Below are 18,503 nucleotides of genomic sequence, written 5' to 3'. Positions count from 1 at the left end.
ATGACCCAGCCCGTGATGACGCGGCCGGTGGCGCACTTCGGCCACTTCGTCGCATTCTCCGCCCACGCCCTCGCGGGTGCGCCGCTCGCCCTGCGCCGGTACCGGCGCGAGTTCCTCCGACTGGTCTCTGACATCACCTGGGGCAACGGATCGATCGTCGTGGGCGGCGGCACTGCCGGGGTGATCCTCGTCCTCGGCATCACCACCGGGGCCCTGATCGCGGTCGAGGGTTACGACTTCCTGAATCTGCTCGGACTCGGTCCGGCAACCGGGATCATCTCGTCGTTGGTCACTACCCGCGAGCTGGCGCCGATCATGGCTGCTTTGGCGTTCGCGGTTCAGGCGGGCTGCCGGTTCACCACGCAGATCGGCTCGATGCGGATCTCCGAGGAGATCGACGCCATGAACTCGCTTGCGATCAGGCCGATTCCGTACCTCGTCACCACCCGCCTGCTGGCTTCGGTGGTCGCGATCATTCCCTTGTACGCGGCGTGCCTGGGCATCTGCTACCTGTCGTGCCAGGTCATGGTGGGCCTCATCAGCGGCGGATCGCTCGGGCCCTATCTGCACTACTTCACATTGCTGATCAGCGGCACCGACATCCTGTACTCGATGGTGAAGGCCGTCGTGTTCGTCTGGATCGCGGCAATGGTGCAGTGCTACTACGGATTCTGTGCCGGCGGTGGTCCGGAGGGCGTCGGCATCGCTGCGGGGCACGCCATGCGGGCCAGTATCACGGTGGTGATCATCGTCAACATGCTGCTGACGATGGCGCTGTGGAGCGTGAATTCCGGTGCGAGGCTGGGTGGTTGACGGTGGCGAGCATGGTCGATCTGGACGGAAACCACTTCACCGCCAGGCAGCTGATCCGGCGTGGCACCGTGGCGCTGGTCGTGGTCGGTGTGGTGGCATCGGTGTTGCTGGTCAAATCGACCGGGATGTTCGACCGCAGCCTGCACGTGGTGGCCGAGCTGCGGAACATCGGCGACGGTCTGCCGGCCCGGTCGGATGTGAAGTTCCGTGGGGTACTCGTCGGCGCGGTGGAAAGCGTCACGCCCGGGACCGCCGAACAGCCCAGTCAGGTTCACATCCGGCTGGATTCGGCCTATGCACAGGGCATACCGGTCGGCGTGGCGGCCCGAGTGGTACCCAGCAATGCCTTCGCGGTGTCTTCGCTGCAATTGGTCGAGACGACGAACGGCTCGGCGGGCCCGATCCGCGACGGTGGACGGATCACCGAGGACACCACCCTGCCGACGGTGTTGTTCCAGACCACCCTCACCAAACTGCGTGACATCCTCGCGGCAGCGGGGCGCGGACGCGACGACCACACCATCGGTGTGCTCGCGGCCGTCGCCGCAGCCACCAACAACCGCCGCGGGCAACTGCTCACATCGGCATCCGAACTCAACCGGCTGATCGATGAGCTGAATGCCGTTGTCGCGACCGATGAGGGGCCATCGACGATTTCGGCGTTGTCCGAAGCCGCGCGCGGACTGTCGGCGACGGCACCGGACCTCGTGGGAGCGCTGCACGAGGCAGTGGAGCCGATGCGGGCCCTGGTCGAACAGCGGCGAAGCCTCGAGGATTTCCTGGCGGCGGCCACGCGCACCACGGCTACCAGTGTGGAGTCACTGGACAATCAGACCGACCGGCTGGTCCACATCACCACCGATCTGACGCCGGTGCTCGGTGTGCTGGCGCAGAATGCTCGGCATTTCGTGCCGATCAGCCAGCGGATGACCAGGTTCTCCGACACCTTCTTCGCCGAGGTCTGGGACTCCGAACTCGATACGGCGCGAGGCCGGGTGAACCTGTCGTTCACGCCGTCCTATACCTACACCCGCGCCGATTGTCCGCGCTACGGGGCGCTGTCCGGGCCGAGCTGCTTCACGGCCCCCGAGGTGCCCGTGCGGGCCGACCTCCCCGAAGTCCTGATGCCGCAGAACTACCAGCCGCCACCGGATCTGGCACCACCGCCGGGCACAGTCATCGGGGAGAACGGCAACCTGGTTGCGGTCGGTCCACCGCTGCTGGCCCCGCAGGTGCCGCCGGCGGATCCGTATCCGCCTCTCCCGCCTGGTATCTCGCCGGCGCCGCCCGTGCCCGGCAGTGCGGCGCCCGCCTCGTTCGGGGGCAACGTCGGCCCGGTCGGCAGCGGTCTCGAGCGCGACCGGTTGGGTGAGATCACCGATGAACCCGCCACGGTGGCCACTCAACTGATCCTCGGTCCCGTCGCGCGCGGGACGGTAGTCACGCGAACCCCGCCCGCAGCGAAACCCAAGCCGTAGGAGAACATTCCGATGTCCAGAACTGTCCCGGGGGCCGAGTCGATACGACGCCGCGGCCCGCTGCTGGGGTTGTGCCTGTTCCTGGTGGTGGCCACCGTGCTGACGTGGCTGGTCTATGTCACGCTGCGGCGGGATGTCAGCGGCCCCGCCACGTCCTATTCCGCGGTGTTCACCGACGTCTTCGGATTGCGTGAGGGCGACGACGTTCGGGTGGCCGGGGTCCGGGTCGGTCGCGTACAGGCGATCGAGTTGCAGGGCACCCTCGCGAAGGTGTTGTTCATCGTGCAGGACGGCCACCGCCTCACCACAGGCACGGTCGCATCGGTCAACTACCAGAACATCGTCGGACAGCGATATCTCGCGTTGGACCGCGGTCGTGAAGGACCAGCCACCGCGCTTCCGGCCGGGGCCGTCATCGGGGTGGATCGCACCGAGCCGTCCTTCGACATCGGCACGCTGCTCAATGGCTATGAGCCGCTGTTCGCGGTCCTGGACCCCGAGCAGGTGAACAACCTCACCAACGCGGTCGTCGGATCTCTGCAGGGCGACACCGCCGCGATCACCCAGTTGGTCGACCAGACCTCGGTTCTCACCGAGACTTTCGTGGGCCAGGATCGCACCCTGGACCGGGTCATCGCCGGGATGGACGGCGTGGTCGGCAATCTGGCCGGCCAGAACGAAAACTTCGAGCGCACGATCGACGCGGCGCGAAATGCGGTGGCAGCATTCGACAACCGTCGCGAACCGCTGGTTTCGTCCCTGGGCACGATGACGGCGGTGGCCGGCAATCTGGCGCGGATCTCCCAAGACGTGCAACCGACGATTCGGGACATGCTCAACCGCGAGCCCGGCTACACCCGGCACATGCTCGACATCGAACCGCAGATCGCCTACACGGGGCTCAATACCCCGCTGCTGTTGAAGGGACTGTCGCGGGTGTTCGGAGAGGGGGCCTATATGAACGCCTATGCGTGTGACGTCAACGCCTACGGGTTCTTCCCGGGGCTCAACGATGTCGTACCGATCATCGTCGATGCCGCGACGCCGGGCGGTACCGCCAAGCACACCCCCAAGTGCAGGAGCATGGCCAATGGCTGACGGCGTAGCCAGGAAGGCCTGGCTCGGACTGCTGGCCGTGCTCACTGTGGGAGGCCTGATCGCGGCGATGCTGCTCGTCAAGGAGGCCGGCATCGGATATCACCGCTACACAGCGAAATTCCTCCAGGCGGCGGCCCTGCGCGCCGACGACATCGTGGCGGTCGCCGGCATCCCGGTGGGAACGGTCACCGCCGTCCGCCTCGCCGGGGACCATGTCGAGGCCGATATGCGAGTGCGGGACGACGTCCCGGTGGGCCGTGACACCCGCGTCGCGATCAAGGTGACCACACTGTTCGGCTCCCGCTATCTCGACCTGCGCCCCGACGGCGACGGCGTGCCCGAGGATCGGACCATCGACCTGGCCCACACCGAGGTTCCCTACGATCTGCAAGCCGCGCTTGCCGATTCGACGAGAACCTTCGAGCAGGTCGACGCCAACCGGATCGCTGCTTCCCTCGACGTGCTGAGCCGGCAATTGGACGGACTACCCGCGGTGGTACCCCAGGCGATGGACAACGTGCGCGCGCTCTCATCGGTGATCGCGCAGCGACGAGACCAGCTGGGCGGCCTGCTGGTGAACACCGAACACGTCACCAGTATGCTGCGGCGCCAGCAGTCCGAGATCGGCACCTTCATCCGCCAGGGACAGGAACTGGTGGGCGAATTCGTGGCGCGTTCGGCTGCATTCCATGCGCTGATGCAGTCCCTGCGGTCCGTAGTGGACTCGCTGCACACCATCGCGGTGAACGACCGCGCCGCACTCGACGACGTGCTGTCCACCATGGAGCAGCTGAGCGGAAAGTTCGCGGAGCAGGATGCGCTCTTCCGGAACCTGTTGCAGATCGCGCCCGTCCCGATCCGCCAGATCGCGAATGCCACCGGCTTCGGCAACGCGATCGAGGGCAACGCGCCGGCGGGAGCCCTGATCGATTCCTGGATGTGCGCCATCAGCGGGCGCGCCGAGCAGTTCGGGATGATCCCGTATCTCAAGGACTGCAAATGATCTTCCGACACAAGCGCCTGATGATTGCCGCCGTGCTGATCATCGCGGTGACGACGGTCGCCGGACTGGCCCGGCACCTGGTCACCCACCCCGACCGCAGCATCACCGCCACCGCCCAGTTCGACAGCGCGGCTGGCCTGTACGTCGGAAATGTGGTGGCGGTACTGGGAATTCCGGTGGGCCAGGTCACCAAGGTGACACCGAAGGGCAGCTATGCCGAGGTCGACTTCACTGTCGATGAGGCTGTCGCGATACCCGCGGACGTCGAGGCGGTGACGCTGTCCACCTCGATCCTCACCGACCGCCAGATCGAGCTGTCACCCCCGTACCGCGGCGGACCGACGCTGCGCGACGGCGACACCATCGGCCTGCATCGCACGAAGACCCCGGTCGAGTTCGACCGGGTCCTCGGGATGCTCGACAAGCTGGCGACGTCGCTGCGGGGTGACGGGACCGGCGGTGGGCCCGTCGCCGATCTGCAGAACGCAGGGGACGGCGTGGTCGCCGGGCACGGCGAGCAGATCAGGGGTGCCCTCGACGAGCTGTCGCGTGCGCTGCGGTTGAGTTCCGACGGCGGCGCCCGGACTCGCCAACAGGTGACCACCATCATCACCAACCTCGGTTCACTGCTGGACGCCGCGGCCGGCAACGACGCGGAACTGCGCGAATTCGGCTCTACCGTGCGGCAACTCAGCCAGGTTCTGGCGCAGGAGGACTTCGGGTCGGGGACCACCGGTAGGCAACTCAACGAGGTCGTCGCAAAGACCGGTGAGATCCTGTTGGCGAACCGGGACCTGATCAAGCAGGGAATCGCCAATGGCGACACCAGCATGCAGACTCTGCACGATCGGCAACGCGAGCTCGCGGAGTTTTTCGACGTACTCCCGCTGATGGCCGACAACCTCTACAACGCGATCGATCAACGGAACGGAGCCATCCGTGCGCATTTCCTGGCCGACCGCATGGTGTTCGACAGCCAGATGGCCAAGGAGGTCTGCAACATGATGGGTCTGCGCCAGCTCGGATGCAGCACCGGCACTCTGCAGGATTACGGGCCCGACTTCGGCCTGACCAACATGCTGGACGGTCTCGCCGCAATGGGGCAGAAATGATTGCGGCACAGGGTTGTCTGCGCCGGACGCTGGCCGCACTGTCGGCGGTTCTGCTGACCGCGGGCTGTGCCACGAACGGGCTGGCCGACCTGCCGTTGCCCGCCGCGGGCCTCGGCTCGGGTGGTTACCGGCTTACCGTGATGTTCACGAATGCGCTCAACCTGCCCGAGCACGCCAAGGTCAAGCTCGGTGGGGCCGACATCGGACAAGTCGAGGATATGCAGGCGCGTGACTTCACCGCGGTCACCACGTTGCGTATCAGAGACGACGTCCGGCTTCCGGTGGGCAGCACGGCTGAACTCCGTTCGGCCACACCGCTGGGCGATGTGTTCGTTTCGATCGTCGCACCCCGCACCGAGCGGTCCGGTACGCGTCAGCTCGGGGACGGAGACAGCATCGGACTCGACTCCACGACTGCGGCGGCAACGGTCGAGTCGGTGCTGAGTTCGGCGGCGGTCCTCGTCAACGGAGGAGCCGTCCACAACCTGACCAACATCGTCAACGGCATGGGCAAGGCGGCCGGGCCCGATGGCCGAGCCTTCGGTGACCTGGTTGCCAAGTCGAATCGGCTGCTCGGCACGGTGAATGCCCGGTCGGCACAACTTGATTCCGCGATGGCCGAGACGACGCGGCTGGCCGAGCTGCTGGAAACCAAGAATCAAGAGGTCGGTGAGATCCTGGGCGCCGCGGCACCGGCCACCGAGACGCTCGCCGACAACACCGGTCAGGTGACCGACCTCGTCCTCACACTGGGTGACATCTCGCAGAACCTCGCCAAGTTCCCGTCCATCGCCGGAACCGATTCCAGCGGCCGCAGCGTGATCGCCGACGCGGACGCGATCGCGCGGGCGTTCAACGACGTCGTGGTGGATCCACAGACCAGCCTGGCCTCGCTGAACCGGCTGTACGCGCCGTTCATCAAGATGACCGCGGGCACATCGATGGCAGGGGCGGCCGGGATCGACCGGCTCGTCCTCGGATCCATTCCCGACGCCGGATTCTCGGGGGACCCCGGATTGCACGGTCCCAAACGCGCCGATTGGCACCAGCTCGTCGGATCGATCAAGTTCGTGCTCTGGCGGTTGCAGGAACGGGTGGTCGGCAGAGGACCCCAACCGTGAGCGGCACCCGGCGCAGCGCGTGGGCTGCCCTGTCGGCTCTGGCACTCACGCTGGTCGTGTCGGTCTATTACCTGATGGTCGGCGTGCTGCACGTCAGGCCGCTGTCGGCGACATACCGAGTGACAGTGCAGCTTTCGGAATCCGGTGGGCTGCTGCCGAATCAGGATGTGACCATGCGCGGGGTGCGGGTGGGCAAGGTCGAAGAGCTCGCGTTCACGCCGCGTGGTGTCGAGGCAGTCCTGCGGGTATCGGACGATGTGCGCATTCCGGCGTCCAGCACGGTCCGCGTCTCTGCGCTGTCGGCGGCCGGCGAACAATACGTCGACTTCGCCTCGGCATCCGACGGCGGACCATATCTGGCGGACGGCGATGTGATCGCCCGCGACCGGACCGGAGTGCCGGTCACGATGGCCGAACTGCTCGCGAACGCCGATGGGGTGCTGGCGCAAGTGGACCCGCAGAAGCTGGAGCGGCTCAAGGAGGAGCTGAGCCTGACCGGGGCCGGGCCGGAGAAGCTCTCCGCGATCGTCGACGGCGGGACGTTCCTGCTGTCGACGTTGGATTCGGTGCTGCCCGAAACGGTGAGCATCATCAAGAACAGCCGGATCGTGCTGTCCTCGGCAGTGGATGTCAACAATGGAATCGCCGCCACGGCAACCAATCTGCGTCACACGCTGGCAGGGGTGGCCGGAATGCAGGACGGCTACCGGGAACTCCTCGGCCAGTCCCCGGCGACGCTGGGTGCGATCGACAATCTGTTCACGGACAACTCGGACACCATGGTGCAGCTGCTGGGAAATCTGGCCACCGTCGCGCGGCTGTCCTACGTCCGGGTGCCCGCGCTCAATGCGCTCTTCCCCGACTACCGCGGTTCGGCGCTTGAGGCCTTCATCAGCACGATGCACGAGCACGGACTGTGGGTGACCGCCGACATCTATCCGCGGTATGCCTGCGATTACGGCACACCTCGCCGCCCACCCTCGGCCGCCGACTATCCCGAACCGTTCCTGTACACGTACTGCCACGACGACGACCCGAGCCTGCTGGTTCGCGGTGCCCGCAATGCTCCGCGGCCGGCCGGCGACGACACCGCAGGCCCTCCGGCCGGAGCTGACTTGGCCACCACGGCTGATCCGACGCCGGTGGGTCGCTACACGATCCCGACCCCCTACGGGGGGCCCACTCTGCCGATCGAGCCGCCCCGCTGATCGCTCGTGAGGTTTGACCGGGAGGAGCGGGTCGGCCAGTTGCTGGGCCACCACTCCGCGACGACCACGATCGACCGCAGGAGCCGGACGTACCAGATCATCGCGGCGACTTGCAGCCGGTCGCGGAGGCGGGAGACCCGAAGCATATGGAAATGGTAATCATTACCAATAACATATGTGACGTCAGGCTAGCTGAAGGGTGACAGCTGAACCCCTTCGGCGAGCAGGCGCTCACGGACGGCCGCTGCGATCTCGACAGCGCCCGGCGAATCACCATGTACGCAAACCGATTCCACCGTCACGGGAATGACGGATCCGTCCACGGCGGTCACCTGACCCGTCAATACCATGCCCGCCACTCGTTCGGCGATCTCGGCGGCATCGTGCAATACCGCGCCGGGTTCGCGCCGGGACACCAAGGTGCCGTTGGGTTGGTAGGCGCGGTCGGCGAAGGCCTCGGCCACGGTGCGCAGCCCGAGTGCTCCGGCCTCCTCGAAGAACGCCGAACCGGACAGGCCGAGCACCGGCAGGCCGGCGTCCACTGCTGCCACTGCGGCTGCGACGGCAGCGGCCTGCTCGGGGTGGCTGACGATCGTGTTGTACAGCGCCCCATGGGGTTTCACATAGGTCACCGTGGTGCCCGCGGCGTGGGCGATGGCCTGGAGCGCGCCGATCTGATAGATCACCTCGGCGGTCAGATCCTCAGGGGTGACATCGATGAAGCGCCTGCCGAACCCGGCCAGGTCCCGGTAACTGACCTGGGCGCCGACCCGGACGCCCCGTGCCGCGGCCTCGCGGCACGTGCGCAGCAGCAGTGCCGGGTCCCCGGCGTGAAAACCGCAGGCCACATTGGCGCTGGTGACGAGGGAAAGCATGGCCTCGTCGTCCCCGAGTTTCCACGCCCCGAAGCTCTCACCGAGGTCGGCATTGAGATCGACGGAGGCAGCCATCCATCCAGCCTAAGTCGAAGCCTCGGCCGGCCAGCCGTTCTCCGCCACGAATTCGGGCAGCGGGCGCCCGACCGTCCAGTGCTCGATCTCCAGCACCGGCCGGTCCGGGAACTCGGGTACCGGGCCCAGGCACAAGATCGCCACGGGCTCGGCGTCGGCGGGCATGCCCAACAACCGGGCCAGCGGCAGCGGCTCGAAGATCGACACCCAGCCCATGCCGAGACCTTCGGCGCGCGCGGCCAACCACATGTTCTGGATGGCGCACGAGACCGAGGCCAGGTCCATCTGGGGCAGGGTGCGTCGGCCGAAGATGTGCCGGTCGCGGTTCTCGCCGAGGGCGACGACGAACAGTTCGGCGCAGTCGAGGACGCCCTCCACTTTCAAGGCCAGGAATTCGCCACCGCGGACACCGAGCGCGTCGGCGGTGTGGATGCGTTCCTGGTCGACCAGGGCGTGGATCTTGCCGCGCAACGCGTCGTCGGTGATCCGGATGAACCGCCACGGCTGCATCAGGCCGACGCTCGGCGCCGCGTGGGCGGCCTGCAGCAGCCGGCCGAGGACTTCGGGTGGCAACGTGCTGCCGGGGACGAACCGGCGCATGTCCCGACGTTCGGCGATGGCCCGGTAGACGGCGCGGCGCTCGTCCGGGTTGAAGGCGTGCTCAGACACGGGTCGAGCTTAGGTGGGCCGTCGGGTGTATCGGGCGCGCCATCTTATTGAAAATGAATGTCATTAATGATAAGAGTTTGGGGGTGCTGAACAGGGGCTTGGTGATTGCGCTCGTCGCCCTGCTGATCGCCGGGTGCTCTGACACTCCGGATGCCCGGCAGGTGGCCACTCCCCGGGAGGCCGAGCGACCGGTGACGCGACTGGTCCTGGTGGAGCGACAGGCCGGTGCCGGCGCGGTGCTCGATGTCGCGACCTCTGCCGAGACCCCGCTGGGGCAGTACGGCCCCGTGCAGGCCGTGAGCGGTGACGGTCGATATGCCTACCTGCACGGCGATGCGGGCCTGACGATCCTCGATGGCGGGACCTGGACGTTCGATCACGGGGATCACGCGCATTACTACGAGTCGCCACCTGCGGTGGTGGGCCGGATCGACGGGCAGATCACCGCGGTGCGCGGCCACGGCGCGGTGACTGTTGCGCGCCACGCCGACGGCACGGTCGCAACACTGGATCGCGACGCCTTCGCGCGCGGTGAGGTTACACCCCTCACCGCCGCGCTGGTGCCTGAAAAGGCAACAGCTGCAGTTCCGTTGGGCGAGGAGACGTTGACGGTCGCCGAGCGGGGACTGGTCAGCAGCGTTGCCGAACAGACCGCGGTGCTCGGAGACTGCCCGGCGATCACCGACGCTGTGGCGCTGCGCCGGGCGGTCGTGCTCGGGTGCCGTGACGGCGCATTGAAGGTCTCCGTGCGTGGCGGGGAGCCGGTGGTCGAGAACATCCCTTTCGGGGCGGTTCGGCCCCGGGACTCGTTGGGGGCGTTCTCTTATCGCAGGCAGGGCAAATCGCTGGTGGCCGTGGCCGGTGACGAGGTGTGGTTGCTCAACGGCCGCCGTTGGGCGTCGATGCGCCTGCCCGGTGTGGTCGCCGCCAACACCGCCGCTGCCGACACTGTGCTGGCCGTGACTCACGACGGTGTCCTGCACGCGCTCGATATGGCGGCGGGCGTGAGCGTCGGTCGCCTCGAGCTGCTGGCCGACCCGGTCGGCACTCCGGTGATCGAGGTCGGCGCCGGGCGGGCCTACGTCAACGACGCGACGGCGAAGGCCGTACACGAAATCGACTATTCGAACGGCCTACGGGTCGAGCGCTCGCACCAGACGAACGTCATCCCGGATTTCTTGGCGGCCTCGGGCTGGTGATTCCACACAACAAGCAAGAAGGAGAAGAATGCCGAATCCATCGAAGGTCCTCGTCCTGGTCGGTGCGCTCGCGGCGGCACTGACCGGTTGCGGCGGTGGTGAAACGCCTCCGGCGGCGCGCGAGCCGATACCCGATCCGCTGGTGGTCACCTACGACGGCGGGCTGTATGTGCTGGACGGCAAGAGCCTTCAGGTCAAGACCGACGTGCCGCTGGACGGCTTCCTGCGGGTCAACCCGGCCGGTGACGATTCGCACGTCCTGGTGTCCACCGGCGAGGGTTTCCGGTTGCTCGACGCGTCGGCCGGGAAGCTGACCGATACCACCTTCATGGCCGATGAGCCGGGTCACGTTGTGGCCCACGGCGAACACACCGTGCTGTTCGCCGACGGGTCGGGCGAGATCACCGTGCTCGATCCGCACAATCTCACCGCCTCCGTGCCCCGGACCCGGGGCATGAAAGCGCCGCAGCCGCATCACGGCGTCGCAGTGGTGCTCGACGACGGCAGTTGGGTGCGTAGCGAGGGCAATGCCGACGAGCGCAGTGGTGCCGTCGCCTTCGATGCCTCCGACCGGGAGGTTGCCCGCAACACCGAGTGCCCCGGCATTCACGGCGAAACGGTCGTCGATTCATCCACCCTCGTATTCGGCTGCGAGAACGGCGCATTGGCCTTCTCCGACGGTGCCTTCACCAAGATCGCCGCGCCGGACGCGTACGGCCGGGTGGGAACGGTTCGCGGACACGAAGACTCGCCGGTGGCGCTGGGCGACTACAAGGTCGATCCCGACGCCGAGCTGGAACGACCCAACCGGATCGCCCTCGTCGACACCGCGACCGATCAGCTGCGCCTGGTGCCACTCCCGCAGTCGGTCAGCTACTCGTTCCGATCACTGGCGCGTGGGCCACACGCCGAAGGGCTCGTCCTGGGCACCGACGGCAACCTCCATGTCATCGATCCGGCGTCCGGGCGCTCCATCAAGACGATCGCCGTGGTCGAGCCGTGGACCGAACCCGACGACTGGCAGCAGCCCCGTCCGAGTGTGTTCGCCCGCGGCCACGACGTGTTCGTCACTGACCCCGCCACCAAGCGGATTCACACGGTTGACGTCGAATCCGGCGAGGTGGGCGCATCGGTGACGCTGGATCAGGCCCCGAACGAGCTGAGCGGCGTGATGGGTCACGCGCACTAGTCAGTGCGCGTGGGTGACGCTCCAGGCCGGTAGTGGATCGGGATACCGCTGCCAGGCCTGCTCGCCCTCGGCCAGTTCGGCGTCGGTCAGCAGGGCACTGCGCAGGAGGGTGTCGACGGCCTCGCGGTCGATGCGAATCCCGATGAACACGATTTCCTGACCGGGCTGGATCTCGGTGGCCGACCAGAACTGGGCCGGCTCGAACACCAGGTTCGGGCCGGCCTGCGACCAGATCGCCGCGATCGACGGCCGGCTGGCGATCCAGCAGAAACCCTTGCTGCGCAACAGGCCTCGAACATCCTCGAGCACCTCGGCGAGGCGTTGGGGGTGAAACGGCCGGTCGGCGCGAAACGTCATCGAGCCGATGCCGTACTCCTCGGTCTCGGGCGTGTGGCCCATCGCGAGCTCCTCGTCCCAACCCGGAGCTTCGGCCGCGGCGACCGGATCGAACAAGCCGGTGCCCAGCACCTCGCCGAGGTCGACCACGCCCTGCGTGGTGTGCAGCAGTTGCGCAGAGGGGTTGAGCCGACGCACGACGGCCTCGACAGCACCGAGGTGCTGCGGGGTCACCAGGTCGGTCTTGTTGAGCAAGATGACGTCGGCGAACTCCACCTGGTCCACCAGGAGATCGGCCACGCTGCGCGCATCACCCGGACCCGCCGTCATCTCCCGCTCGGCCAGCGCCTCACCCTTGGCCAACTCGGCCAGGAACGTCGACGCGTCGACGACGGTCACCAGGGTGTCCAGCCGGGCCAGCGCGCCGAGGCTGAAGCCGTCCTCGAATTCCCAGCTGAAGGTGGCTGCGACCGGCATGGGCTCGGAGATGCCCGTCGACTCGATCACCAACTGGTCGAACCGGTTCTGCCGGGCCAGCGCGCCGACCGCCTCCACCAGGTCCTCGCGAAGCGTGCAGCAGATGCAGCCGTTGGTCAGCTCGACGAGCTTCTCTTCGGTCCGGTCGAGGTGGCCCTGCCCGGCGATGAGCGCGGCGTCGATGTTGACCTCGCTCATGTCGTTGACGATCACGGCGACGCGTCTGCCGTCGCGGTTGGCCAGGATGTGGTTCAACAGCGTGGTCTTCCCGGCGCCGAGAAAGCCGGACAGGACGGTGACGGGCAACAAGTCGGACATCGGACTCCTTATTGAAAACGATTTTCAATAAATCATCATCCTGGCGTGCATCTGCTAATGCAAACGGTTATCGTTATCGCCGTGCTCCCGCCCCTGAACTTCCGCGCCCTGGCCACCGCGTTGCTGCTGGCCACCCCCTTCGCCCTGGCCGCATGCGGCTCCGACGAAACCCAGCAGGCCGAGTCCGCCGGAAACTGCGTGACCACACCGGTCAACGTGGTGGTCAGTGTCGATCAGTGGGGCGACATCGTGTCCGCACTGGGAGGTGACTGTGCGAAGGTCACCACCGTGCTGGCCGGGTCGTCGGTCGATCCGCACGACTTCGAGCCGTCGCCCGCGGACGCGGCCAAGTTCCAGGGCGCGCAGCTGGTGGTCATCAACGGCGGGCACTACGACGAGTGGGCCGCCAAGCTGGCCCAGAGCACCGCGCCGAACGCCGTCGTCGTCTCCGCTGTCGGGACCGGCGATGGCGAGCATGACCATGACCATGACCATGGGGATGGGGATGGGGATGGGGATGGGGATGGGGATGGGGACGGGGACGGCGGACATGCCCATGAGCACTCGAACAACCCGCACGCCTGGTACAGCCCGGACGCGGTGACCGGCGTCGCCGACACGGTGACAGAGGAACTCGGTCAGTTGGCTCCCGACGCGCGCGATTACTTCGCGCAGCGCCGAGCGGAGTTCACCACCTCGATGCAGCCCTACCAACAGCTGATCACCGACATCAAGACCAAGGCCCCCGGTAAGCGCTACGCCGCCACCGAGACAGTGTTCGACGACATGGCGGCCGCGGTCGGCCTGGTCAACCAGACGCCGCAGGGCTACCAGGCCGCGTCGTCCAACGAGACCGACCCGTCGCCGGCCGACCTGGACGCGTTCCTGCGCCTGCTGGGCGATCGGGGCGTCGACGTGCTGATCTACAACACCCAGACCGAGGGTTCGTTGCCCAAGCAGATCCGGGCTGCCGCCGAGGGAGCCGGAATTCCGGTTGTCGATGTCACCGAAACGGTGGCGCCGGGAACGGATTCGTTCGAGGCTTGGCAGGTGAACCAACTGACCGCGCTCGCCAAAGCGCTCGGTATACAGAACTAGTGTCACCGAACAGCACCGCAGAGCAGCCCGCACTCGTCTTCGACGACGTGAGTGCCGTGCGAGGGGGCCGGCTGATCTGGTCGGAGGGCACCTTCGAGATCCCGGCCGGTGGCATCGTCGCGCTGATCGGCTCCAACGGATCGGGCAAGTCGACGATGCTGCAGGTCATGCTTGGCCTGCTGCCCGCGGCGTCGGGGTCGGTCCAGGTGCTCGGTGGGGCGCCCGGAGAGCACAACGACCTGATCGGCTATGTCCCGCAGGACTATGCCGCAGGTGCGGGGGAGGCCATCCGGGCGCGCGGTGCAGTGACACTCGGACTCACGGGGCGGCGGTGGGGTTTCACCCGCACCTCGGCTGCCGACCGGGCCAGGGTCGACGAGGCATTGGCGTGGGTGGAGGCAACCGGGTTCGCGAACATGCGCCTTTCAGAACTGTCCGGCGGACAGCGGCAGCGCATTGCCTTGGCGAATGCCCTTGTCGGACATCCGAAGATGCTCATCCTCGACGAACCGCTGGCCGCGCTCGACCTGCGTAACCAGCACGAGATCGTGCAGCTGCTGGCCCGGCTGAACCAAGACCTCGGCGTCACGATTCTCGTTGTCGCCCATGACCTCAACCCGCTGCTGAGCGTGCTCGACAGCGCCATCTATCTGCTCGACGGGCACGCTCACCACGCGGCCATCGACGAGGTGGTCGATGCCGAGTTGCTGACCCACCTGTACGGCACCCAGGTGCAGGTGGCCCACACCCCGCTGGGACAGATGTACATGAGGAGCGTGTGATGTCGGCGAGTCTGCTGGCGCAGGGCACGTTCGCATTGGGCTATCAGCACAACTGGTGGCAGATCCTGACCTCGGCGTTCATGCGCAACGCGTTGATCGGCGGCACGCTGGTGGCGCTGGCGGCCGGGCTGATCGGCTATTTCGTCATCGTGCGCAACACCGCCTTCGCCGCCCACGCGCTGGCCCACATCGGCCTGCCCGGCGCCACCGGCGCGGCGCTGCTCGGGCTTCCGGTCGGGATGGGCCTGTTGGCGTTCTGCGTCGGCGGGGCCCTGGTGATCGGGACGTTGGGCAGCCGGGCGCATGACCGCGAGGTGGCCACGGGCACGGTGCTGGCCCTGGCCACCGGTTTCGGCCTGTTCTTCAACTCGCTGGCCACCAAGAACTCGTCGACGCTGACCAACGTGTTGTTCGGCAACCTGCTGGCCATCACTCATCAGCAGTTGCTGACCTTCGCCGCGCTGCTGCTCGTGCTGGCCGCCACGGTCGTATTCGTTTTCCGCCCATTGCTGTTCGCATCGGTCAACGCCCAGGTGGCCGAGGCCAAAGGGGTGCCGGTACGTGCATTGTCGGTGCTGTTCATGGTTCTGCTGGGCATCGCGGTGACCATGGCGGTGCTGGCCGTGGGCACGCTGCTGCTCTTCGCACTCGTCGTCACCCCGGCTGCGACAGCGATCATGGTGACGGCGCGGCCGATTCTGGCGATGACGATCTCGACCGCCATCAGCGTGGTGTCGGTGTGGGCCGGGCTGACGATCTCCGCGATCTTCAACATGCCGCCGAGCTTCGTGATCGTCACGATTGCCTGCGGCATCTGGCTGGCGGTGTGGACGGTTGACCGGGTGAGGAATTCAGCCATCCACTAGCCTCGGGAAGCATGCCAAGGAGTCCCCACCCGCCACGGCGGGCCACCCTGGCTTCGTTGGCGGCCGAACTGAAGGTTTCCCGCACCACCATCTCCAACGCCTACAACCGTCCGGACCAGTTGTCGGCGGAGCTTCGCGATCGGATCTTCGATGCGGCCAAGCGCCTGGGTTACGCGGGTCCGGATCCGGTGGCGCGCTCGCTGCGGACCCGCAAGGCCGGCGCTGTGGGGTTGATCATCACCGAGCCGCTCAACTATTCGTTCAGTGATGCCGCGGCGTTGGATTTCGTTGCGGGGCTTGCCGAATCGTGTGAGGCGGTGGGGCAGGGGCTGCTGCTGGTGGCAATCGGGCCCAACCGCAGTTTCGAGGACGGTTCGGCGGCGGTGCTCGCGGCGGGCGTCGACGGATTCGTGGTGTATTCGGCTTCCGATGACGATCCGTACCTGCCGGTGGTGCGTCAGCGTCAGTTGCCGGTGGTGGTGGTAGATCAGCCGAAAGACGTTCCCGGGGTATCGCGGGTCGGCATCGACGATCGCGGTGCGATGCGGCGGCTGGCCGAGCACGTATTGGAGTTGGGCCATCGCGACATCGGCCTGCTGACCATGCGGCTGGGTCGCGACTGGCCGCATGCGGGCACGAAATCCGCACTGGCAGACCCGGATCGGGTGTTGTCCCCGCATTTCCATGTGCAGCGCGAGCGGATTCACGGTGTGTACGACGCGATGACGGCCGCCGGTCTGGCACCGGACACGCTGACCGTGGTGGAGAGCTACGACCATATGCCGACGTCCGGCGCTGCCGCTGCCGAGAGGGCGCTGGAGGCCAATCCCCGCATCACGGCTCTCATGTGCACCGCCGACGTGCTGGCGTTGTCGGCCATGGACTATCTGCGCTCGCGCGGCATCTACGTGCCGGGCGAGATGACGGTCACGGGATTCGACGGGGTGCCCGAGGCGTTGCGCCGTGGCCTCTCGACGGTGGTGCAGTCCAGTGTCGCCAAAGGGCGGCGGGCCGGAGAGTTGCTCCACAGCCCGCCACGGTCGGGGCTGCCCGTGATCGAGGTGCTTCCCACCGAGGTGGTGCGCGGCCGGACGTCGGGCCCGGTCTAGATCTCTTTCGCCGAAACGATATTCCGGCAGGCCTCTACTCGGCTTTTTTCTGCTGGAATGCCGTTTCGGCGGAGCGGCGCGCGTCCAACAGGTACTTCAGCGCTGCCACAACGTCTTCGGGCTCGTCGACGCGGAATTCCGCGAGCGTCTCGCCAGTCCCCACCTTGACGCCGACGTCGCCGTCGCGCAGCCGTCGGAACGCCTTTTCGTCGGTCACGTCGTCGCCGAAGTAGATCACCGCCGAGGCCTGGTGTTCGTCGCGCAGGATGTCGATCGCCGCGCCCTTGTCGGTGGTGATCACCGCGAATTCGAGCACGGCCTTGCCCTTGGTCAGCTGCGCACCCCACGCTTGGGCGGATTCGAGTGCCTGCGCGCACGCGGCTTCGGCGTCGGCGGGTTCGGCGTTGCGCACGTGCAGCGCAACACTCGCGGGTTTGAGTTCGACAGTGGCTCCCGGCCGGGCGGCGGCGATCGCGGTGAGTTCGGTGGCGATCTGATCGAGCAGGGCCCGGTTGATCGGGTGGGTGAATCCGGAGTCGAATTCGGCGCCGTGGCTGCCGACCATGTGCACGGCCGCGGGCATCCCGGACAGCTCCCGCAGCACTTCCAACGCACGGCCGGAGATCAGGGCGGTCTCGACGCCGGGGCACCCGGACAACGACACAAGGGCTTCGGCGCCGTCGCGCAGCGGGCGGGCATCAGCGGGATTGTTGACGATCGGGGCCAGGGTGCCATCGAAATCAGAGGTGATGAGCAGCCGTGGCGCCTGTGCGGCCTGGGTCAGCGCACGTTGAAGTTCGGCGGGAAGGCTCACCCGCTAGATCTTAGGTTTGTCCTCCGCGCCGATCAGCAACCGCACCGCCAGGTCCAGTCGCTTGCTGACGTCGGTGGCCGAGGCGCGCCGGGTCAGCCACGCCAGCAGGTTGGACAGCCACACATCCGAGATGACCCGTGCGATGTGGTACTGGTCCTCGGTGGGCTCGCCGTCGCTCATGGCCCGGGCGAACATCGAGTCCATCAGCTTGCCGACGTGGTCCACCTCGCCCGCGGCCGAGGCGTCGGCGAAGACGAAGGCTCGCGTCATGGCCTCGGTGAGCAGCGGGTTGCGCTGCATGGCCCGGTTCAGCTTGCCGACCATGAAGCTCAGCCGCTGGTACGGGGTACCGCCGGAGAGGGCAGCCCGGTCGGTCTTGGCGTCGATCCGTTCGAACTCGCGGCCGAGGGCCGACACCAGCAGGTGCACCTTGGAAGGGAAGTAGCGGTAGAGCGTTCCGACGGCGACATCGGCACGCTCGGCGACGGCACGCATCTGGACGGCTTCGTAACCGCCCTTGGAGGCGATGGCCAGGGTCGCGTCCAGGATGCGCTTGCGGCGCTCCCGCTGTGCTTCTGAGCCGAGCTCGGATTCGGCGAGGACAGCCACGTTCAGAACCTCACGGGGTCGGGTGTCAGACCCGGACGATTCGCTGCCTGCCTGCTGTGGTGCGCTGGACATGCGGTGTGTGGCCCCCTCTCGTCGCGTACCTCATCGAAAACGATACGCACGGCGATCTCCTTCTACGCACCTCCGCGCCGGTAAACACACGGACGTGTCCTGCTGTGATGCGGGTCGACTTGACGGTCGAACACTGTCACCATTAGAACACGTTCTAGTGGGAAGCACGGACTTCTCGCTTT

At 67.0% G+C, this 18,503-nt stretch carries 18 protein-coding genes; 13 read left to right on the top strand and 5 right to left on the bottom strand.

Going from position 1 to position 18,503, the window contains the following annotated elements:
- Genes QQ25_RS27945 through QQ25_RS27915 form a run of 7 tightly spaced genes read left to right on the top strand, consistent with a single transcriptional unit; the run spans nucleotide 1 to nucleotide 7,833 of the window.
- Complete coding sequence (locus QQ25_RS27945; protein WP_039382313.1) at nucleotides 1-813, top strand: MlaE family ABC transporter permease; 813 nt, start codon at nucleotides 1-3, stop codon at nucleotides 811-813.
- 11 nt (nucleotides 814-824) lie between these two features.
- Nucleotides 825-2,291 carry an MlaD family protein gene (locus QQ25_RS27940; protein ID WP_082017740.1) on the top strand — a complete coding sequence of 489 codons (1,467 nt, stop codon included), beginning with the start codon at nucleotides 825-827 and terminating at the stop codon, nucleotides 2,289-2,291.
- Between the two features lie 12 nt (nucleotides 2,292-2,303).
- Nucleotides 2,304-3,389 (top strand): MlaD family protein, encoded by a 1,086-nt coding sequence (locus QQ25_RS27935; protein WP_101906438.1) that lies wholly within the window; start codon nucleotides 2,304-2,306, stop codon nucleotides 3,387-3,389.
- Nucleotides 3,382-4,392 (top strand): MlaD family protein, encoded by a 1,011-nt coding sequence (locus tag QQ25_RS27930; RefSeq protein ID WP_039382310.1) that lies wholly within the window; start codon nucleotides 3,382-3,384, stop codon nucleotides 4,390-4,392. The genes QQ25_RS27935 and QQ25_RS27930 overlap by 8 nt, the downstream gene beginning before the upstream one ends.
- Complete coding sequence (locus QQ25_RS27925) at nucleotides 4,389-5,504, top strand: MCE family protein (RefSeq protein WP_039382307.1); 1,116 nt, start codon at nucleotides 4,389-4,391, stop codon at nucleotides 5,502-5,504. Before QQ25_RS27930 ends, QQ25_RS27925 begins: the two co-directional genes overlap by 4 nt.
- The gene (locus tag QQ25_RS27920; protein ID WP_052236119.1) at nucleotides 5,501-6,625 is read left to right on the top strand and encodes an MlaD family protein; all 1,125 of its coding nucleotides are present in this window, start codon (nucleotides 5,501-5,503) and stop codon (nucleotides 6,623-6,625) included. Before QQ25_RS27925 ends, QQ25_RS27920 begins: the two co-directional genes overlap by 4 nt.
- On the top strand, nucleotides 6,622-7,833 hold the full coding sequence (locus QQ25_RS27915) for an MlaD family protein (RefSeq protein ID WP_039382306.1): 1,212 nt from the start codon (nucleotides 6,622-6,624) through the stop codon (nucleotides 7,831-7,833). The genes QQ25_RS27920 and QQ25_RS27915 overlap by 4 nt, the downstream gene beginning before the upstream one ends.
- Nucleotides 7,834-8,021: 188 nt before the next feature.
- Here the strand turns inward: QQ25_RS27915 and QQ25_RS27905 are convergent, their stop codons facing one another.
- Both QQ25_RS27905 and bluB read right to left on the bottom strand, forming a co-directional pair.
- Nucleotides 8,022-8,783 carry a LamB/YcsF family protein gene (locus QQ25_RS27905; protein WP_039382302.1) on the bottom strand — a complete coding sequence of 254 codons (762 nt, stop codon included), beginning with the start codon at nucleotides 8,781-8,783 and terminating at the stop codon, nucleotides 8,022-8,024.
- Between the two features lie 9 nt (nucleotides 8,784-8,792).
- Complete coding sequence (gene bluB / locus QQ25_RS27900; protein WP_039382300.1) at nucleotides 8,793-9,452, bottom strand: 5,6-dimethylbenzimidazole synthase; 660 nt, start codon at nucleotides 9,450-9,452, stop codon at nucleotides 8,793-8,795.
- Nucleotides 9,453-9,535: 83 nt separating this feature from the next.
- Here bluB and QQ25_RS27895 point away from each other — a divergent pair, with 83 nt between their 5' ends.
- Entirely contained in the window at nucleotides 9,536-10,651 is a 1,116-nt protein-coding gene (locus QQ25_RS27895) for a hypothetical protein (protein ID WP_052236118.1), read from the top strand.
- A 28-nt stretch (nucleotides 10,652-10,679) separates the two neighbouring features.
- Complete coding sequence (gene aztD, locus QQ25_RS27890) at nucleotides 10,680-11,840, top strand: zinc metallochaperone AztD (protein WP_039382298.1); 1,161 nt, start codon at nucleotides 10,680-10,682, stop codon at nucleotides 11,838-11,840.
- On the opposite strand, the gene QQ25_RS27885 is transcribed toward aztD, so the two are convergent.
- Nucleotides 11,841-12,971 carry a GTP-binding protein gene (locus tag QQ25_RS27885; RefSeq protein ID WP_039325629.1) on the bottom strand — a complete coding sequence of 377 codons (1,131 nt, stop codon included), beginning with the start codon at nucleotides 12,969-12,971 and terminating at the stop codon, nucleotides 11,841-11,843.
- 57 nt (nucleotides 12,972-13,028) lie between these two features.
- Between QQ25_RS27885 and QQ25_RS27880 the strand changes: the two genes are divergently transcribed.
- From QQ25_RS27880 to QQ25_RS27865, 4 genes are read left to right on the top strand one after another with little or no spacing between them, the layout of a single operon-like run.
- A complete protein-coding gene (locus QQ25_RS27880) occupies nucleotides 13,029-14,069 on the top strand; it encodes a metal ABC transporter solute-binding protein, Zn/Mn family (RefSeq protein ID WP_039382295.1) in 1,041 nt (346 codons plus the stop codon).
- Nucleotides 14,069-14,851: a metal ABC transporter ATP-binding protein gene (locus QQ25_RS27875; protein WP_039382293.1), complete on the top strand. Its 783-nt coding sequence runs from the start codon at nucleotides 14,069-14,071 to the stop codon at nucleotides 14,849-14,851. The genes QQ25_RS27880 and QQ25_RS27875 overlap by 1 nt, the downstream gene beginning before the upstream one ends.
- Nucleotides 14,851-15,717 carry a metal ABC transporter permease gene (locus QQ25_RS27870; protein WP_039325625.1) on the top strand — a complete coding sequence of 289 codons (867 nt, stop codon included), beginning with the start codon at nucleotides 14,851-14,853 and terminating at the stop codon, nucleotides 15,715-15,717. Before QQ25_RS27875 ends, QQ25_RS27870 begins: the two co-directional genes overlap by 1 nt.
- Nucleotides 15,718-15,728: 11 nt before the next feature.
- Nucleotides 15,729-16,826 (top strand): Rv3575c family transcriptional regulator, encoded by a 1,098-nt coding sequence (locus QQ25_RS27865; RefSeq protein ID WP_039382291.1) that lies wholly within the window; start codon nucleotides 15,729-15,731, stop codon nucleotides 16,824-16,826.
- A 34-nt stretch (nucleotides 16,827-16,860) separates the two neighbouring features.
- Here QQ25_RS27865 and otsB read toward each other — a convergent pair whose 3' ends face one another.
- Nucleotides 16,861-17,640, bottom strand: coding sequence for a trehalose-phosphatase (otsB, locus tag QQ25_RS27860; protein WP_039382289.1), 780 nt, complete (start codon nucleotides 17,638-17,640; stop codon nucleotides 16,861-16,863).
- 3 nt (nucleotides 17,641-17,643) lie between these two features.
- Nucleotides 17,644-18,321: a cholesterol catabolism transcriptional regulator KstR gene (kstR, locus tag QQ25_RS27855; protein ID WP_036442391.1), complete on the bottom strand. Its 678-nt coding sequence runs from the start codon at nucleotides 18,319-18,321 to the stop codon at nucleotides 17,644-17,646.
- Nucleotides 18,322-18,503 lie beyond the last annotated feature (182 nt).

This window comes from Mycolicibacterium setense (genome assembly GCF_000805385.1).
Lineage (GTDB): Bacteria > Actinomycetota > Actinomycetes > Mycobacteriales > Mycobacteriaceae > Mycobacterium > Mycobacterium setense.
This window is presented reverse-complemented; position numbering and strand designations above follow the sequence as displayed.

What these genes read in the sequence shown, in the direction of transcription:
- QQ25_RS27940 (WP_082017740.1), top strand. Translation starts at nt 825, where the DNA reads ATGGTCGATCTGGACGGAAACCACTTCACCGCCAGGCAGCTGATCCGG.
- QQ25_RS27865 (WP_039382291.1), top strand. Translation starts at nt 15,729, where the DNA reads ATGCCAAGGAGTCCCCACCCGCCACGGCGGGCCACCCTGGCTTCGTTG.
- QQ25_RS27880 (WP_039382295.1), top strand. Translation starts at nt 13,029, where the DNA reads ATGCAAACGGTTATCGTTATCGCCGTGCTCCCGCCCCTGAACTTCCGC.
- aztD (WP_039382298.1), top strand. Translation starts at nt 10,680, where the DNA reads ATGCCGAATCCATCGAAGGTCCTCGTCCTGGTCGGTGCGCTCGCGGCG.
- QQ25_RS27870 (WP_039325625.1), top strand. Translation starts at nt 14,851, where the DNA reads ATGTCGGCGAGTCTGCTGGCGCAGGGCACGTTCGCATTGGGCTATCAG.
- kstR (WP_036442391.1), bottom strand. Translation starts at nt 18,321, where the DNA reads ATGTCCAGCGCACCACAGCAGGCAGGCAGCGAATCGTCCGGGTCTGAC.
- QQ25_RS27925 (WP_039382307.1), top strand. Translation starts at nt 4,389, where the DNA reads ATGATCTTCCGACACAAGCGCCTGATGATTGCCGCCGTGCTGATCATC.
- QQ25_RS27945 (WP_039382313.1), top strand. Translation starts at nt 1, where the DNA reads ATGACCCAGCCCGTGATGACGCGGCCGGTGGCGCACTTCGGCCACTTC.
- QQ25_RS27905 (WP_039382302.1), bottom strand. Translation starts at nt 8,783, where the DNA reads ATGGCTGCCTCCGTCGATCTCAATGCCGACCTCGGTGAGAGCTTCGGG.
- QQ25_RS27920 (WP_052236119.1), top strand. Translation starts at nt 5,501, where the DNA reads ATGATTGCGGCACAGGGTTGTCTGCGCCGGACGCTGGCCGCACTGTCG.
- QQ25_RS27930 (WP_039382310.1), top strand. Translation starts at nt 3,382, where the DNA reads ATGGCTGACGGCGTAGCCAGGAAGGCCTGGCTCGGACTGCTGGCCGTG.
- QQ25_RS27935 (WP_101906438.1), top strand. Translation starts at nt 2,304, where the DNA reads ATGTCCAGAACTGTCCCGGGGGCCGAGTCGATACGACGCCGCGGCCCG.
- QQ25_RS27885 (WP_039325629.1), bottom strand. Translation starts at nt 12,971, where the DNA reads ATGTCCGACTTGTTGCCCGTCACCGTCCTGTCCGGCTTTCTCGGCGCC.